Raw genomic sequence first — 3,229 nt, 5'->3', positions numbered from 1 at the left:
CACCCATGGCTAATCCTTTCGTCAAGGGCTGGAAGTACCTCATGGCGCTCTTCAACTCGAAGATCGATGAGAAGGCCGATCCGAAGGTCCAGATTCAGCAGGCGATCGAGGACGCTCAGCGCCAGCATCAGGCCCTCTCGCAGCAGGCGGCTTCCGTCATCGGTAACCAGCGTCAGCTCGAGATGAAGCTCAATCGGCAGTTGGACGAGGTCGAGAAGCTCAACGCCAGCGCACGCCAGGCCGTCATGATGGCCGACCAGGCCACGGCGGCGGGGGACACCGAGAAGGCGATCCAGTACACGAATGCGGCCGAGGCGTTCGCCGCGCAGCTCGTCACCGCCGAGCAGTCCGTCGAAGACCTCAAGGTGCTGCACGACCAGTCGCTCCAGGCCGCCGCGCAGGCCAAGAAGGCCGTCGAGCAGAACGCCATGGCGCTGCAGCAGAAGGTCGCCGAGCGGACGAAACTGCTCAGCCAACTCGAGCAGGCCAAGATGCAGGAGCGCGTGAGCGAGTCGCTGCGGTCGATGGATTCGACCCTCTCGGCTCCGGGGACCACCCCGAGCCTGGACGCTGTCCGGGAGAAGATCGAGCGCCGCTACGCCAACGCCCTCGGTTCGGCCGAGCTCGCCCAGAATTCGGTGCAAGGCCGGATGCTCGAAGTGCAACAGGCCACCGTCCAGATGGCCGGTCACAGCCGCCTCGAGCAGATCCGGGCGTCGATGAAGGGCGAGGCACTCCCCGGTGCCCCCGCGAACCCTGCCGTCGACACCCGCAAGGAACCCCCGAACGCCGCCGGGACCACCGGCCGGTGATTCGTACCCCCGGGAACTGATCCGCCGTGAACGCCTCCGGAGACGACCGGGCCGGGAACATCCCCGGCTCGGTCGTCGCCGCATTCCGCGACGCCACCGACAACGCGATGGACGCCGCGCGCCGCTGGCGCGATCCCGCGGCCCGGCTGCGCCGTAAGAAGCGGCGTGCCCGTCGGCGTGCCGGTTTCTTCGGAGCCACCTCGGGCACCACGGCGATCGGCACCGCCACCCTCGCCGTCGCATCGGCTCCCGAATGGACGCTCGTGGCGACCGGGGGAGCGACAGCTGCCTTCGCGATACCGGCCGTCCTCGCCGTCCGGACGTTCCGTCGTCTCGACGCGGTACCGCTGCCCCCACCGCCGCCCCGCCGGCGGTCGCTCCCGCCGGCCGATTCGGTTGCCCGCGCACCGATGGAACGACTCGCGGCGAACGAGGAGAGTCTCAGGCGCCTGCTCGGTGTTCTGGTGAGATCGAATTCCGTGGCCTCCGACGACCTCGCCGAGATCGACGACGCCGCACGCGCGGCCGCGTCCGCACTCGACGCCGTCGTCGAGGACGTGGTGGCCCTCGAATCCGCCGCGCGAGGCAGTGCGGCCGCGAAGACCCATCTGTCCGCTGCCATCACCGACGCGGGCGAGCGTCTCGGAACGGGCGTCGACCAGTTCGAGGAACTCGTGGCCGCCGCTGCCCGGCTCGCCGCGACCGCCGAGGGCAACCGTTCGCTGGCGATGCTCGACCGGCGCCGCGCCGAACTGATCGCCACGTCCGACAAGCTCGAGAGCTGGGCTCAGTCCTGGCGCGAGGTGGGGCAGATCGAGCAGCGTTACCGCTGAGTGCGCGGATAGATCAGTCGTCGACACCCCGCGCGGCGAGTGCCTCACCCATCGCCTCGGCCGTGCGCAATGCTCCCACCACCACCGGAACCACGAGAGCCCGCAACGAGAAGCCGAGGCCGCGCGCTCTGCGTGCCTCGGTCGCCCGGGTGACCACGGTGCCGAGCAGTGGGATCGCGCGGACGGTCATCACCAGCACGAGGCCCACCCGATCGGGGTCGACGCCGACGCGTGCGAGGGGACGTGCCGCCCGCACGATCGCGTCGAGCATGTCGGTGGTCCGCGTCGTGAGAGTCACCAGGGCGGCCAGCGCGACCGCCACGAGTAGCGATCCGCAGATCACCACCGCGCGTTCCCAGCCGGCGACGAGCACCTGGAAGCCGACGATGATCGCGAGCATCCACACCAGTGGACGCAACTGCACGACGGCGAGACGCGGCGGTATCCGCGCGGCGGCATAGGCGAGCACGGCCAGACCCAGGGCGGGTAGCACTTGCCACGGCTGGCGGATCCACAGGGTCAGCACGAGGATGAGCACTGCGACCGCGAGCAGCTTCGCCCCCGCCGGAATCCTGTGCAGGACGGAGGTTCCCGGGTGGTAGAGGCCGAAAGTGTTCACCCGATCAGGTTCCGGTAGTGCGCCAGTGCCGCGACCGGTTCGTCGTCGGCGACGATCCGCCCCGAATCCACCACGAGGACACGGTCGAAATCGGTGAGCAGATCGAGGTTGTGCGTCACCGCGATCACCTGCTGCGGCAGGCTCGCGAACGTACGGGCGATGAGCTTCGTGTTCCGCAGGTCGAGTAGGGTCGTCGGCTCGTCGGCGACGAGCACCGCCGGGTCGGTCACCATGATCGCGGCGAGCGCGAGCAACTGCTTCTGGCCGCCCGAGAGCAGGTGGCTGGGATGGTCGTGGTGTCCCGCGAGCCCGAAATCGGCGAGGACCTGCCGCACCCGGGCTTCACGTTCCTCCTTGCCGAGCCCGCTGCGCCGCAGCGAGAAGGCGACGTCCTCGGCCACCGTCGGCATGACGATCTGGTGATCCGGGTCGGTGAAGACGAAACCGACCTTCTTGCGCACCTCCCGGCCCTTGCGGGCCGTATCGAGGCCGTCGACGGACACCGATCCGGACGACGGGACGAGCAGACCGTTGATCATCCGCGCCATCGTCGACTTGCCGCTGCCGTTCGCGCCGACGATGCCGACGCGTCGTTCGGTGAGGACGACGTCGACGCCGTCGAGGACGGTGCGGTCGCCGTAGGCGTGCCGCACCCCCCGGAATCGGATCTCGCTCATCGACGGTCGGCCGACGGGGGTCAGTGGGCGGGGTCCGCCGCGGGGCGGTGCGCGATACGCGGCGCCACCAGCGCGGGATAGGCGCGGTGCACCTGGGCGGCGACCGCGGCGGCGACGACCGCCTTGGCCAGATCGCCCGGCAGGAAGGTGACGTTGGCGGCGGCCGCGGCCCACACCGTGAGATCGGTGCGCAGGACCATACCCGCGATACCGAAGGCGTAGAGCACGACGATGCCGCCGAGGACGTTGACGGCCACACCGGGCAGCGTGCGGTAACGCGGCAGCATC

General features: G+C 69.8%; 5 protein-coding genes. 2 read left to right on the top strand and 3 right to left on the bottom strand.

The genetic code is table 11. The features are described 5' to 3' along the window. The first annotated feature begins 5 nt into the window (after positions 1-5). Both R1101_RS0119595 and pspM read left to right on the top strand, forming a co-directional pair. Positions 6-812: a PspA/IM30 family protein gene (locus tag R1101_RS0119595; RefSeq protein WP_026003485.1), complete on the top strand. Its 807-nt coding sequence runs from the start codon at positions 6-8 to the stop codon at positions 810-812. Between the two features lie 26 nt (positions 813-838). Further along, a complete protein-coding gene (pspM, locus tag R1101_RS0119590; protein WP_016935015.1) occupies positions 839-1,645 on the top strand; it encodes a phage shock envelope stress response protein PspM in 807 nt (268 codons plus the stop codon). Between the two features lie 13 nt (positions 1,646-1,658). Here the strand turns inward: pspM and R1101_RS0119585 are convergent, their stop codons facing one another. The 3 genes from R1101_RS0119585 to R1101_RS0119575 form a co-directional block, all read right to left on the bottom strand. Further along, entirely contained in the window at positions 1,659-2,264 is a 606-nt protein-coding gene (locus tag R1101_RS0119585; protein ID WP_016935014.1) for an energy-coupling factor transporter transmembrane component T family protein, read from the bottom strand. After that, positions 2,261-2,941 (bottom strand): energy-coupling factor ABC transporter ATP-binding protein, encoded by a 681-nt coding sequence (locus R1101_RS0119580; RefSeq protein WP_016935013.1) that lies wholly within the window; start codon positions 2,939-2,941, stop codon positions 2,261-2,263. The genes R1101_RS0119585 and R1101_RS0119580 overlap by 4 nt, the downstream gene beginning before the upstream one ends. Positions 2,942-2,961: 20 nt before the next feature. Next, a partial coding sequence (locus tag R1101_RS0119575; protein ID WP_016935012.1) for a biotin transporter BioY occupies positions 2,962-3,229 on the bottom strand: 268 nt, incomplete at its 5' end.

The sequence above is a fragment of the Rhodococcus sp. R1101 genome (assembly GCF_000278445.1).
Classification (GTDB): domain Bacteria; phylum Actinomycetota; class Actinomycetes; order Mycobacteriales; family Mycobacteriaceae; genus Rhodococcus; species Rhodococcus gordoniae.
Note: the sequence above shows the minus strand (reverse complement) of the source record. Positions and strands in the feature narration are given on the sequence as shown.

Coding starts and splice junctions, on each gene's coding strand:
- R1101_RS0119580 (WP_016935013.1), bottom strand. CDS start 2,941: ATGAGCGAGATCCGATTCCGGGGGGTGCGGCACGCCTACGGCGACCGC.
- R1101_RS0119595 (WP_026003485.1), top strand. CDS start 6: ATGGCTAATCCTTTCGTCAAGGGCTGGAAGTACCTCATGGCGCTCTTC.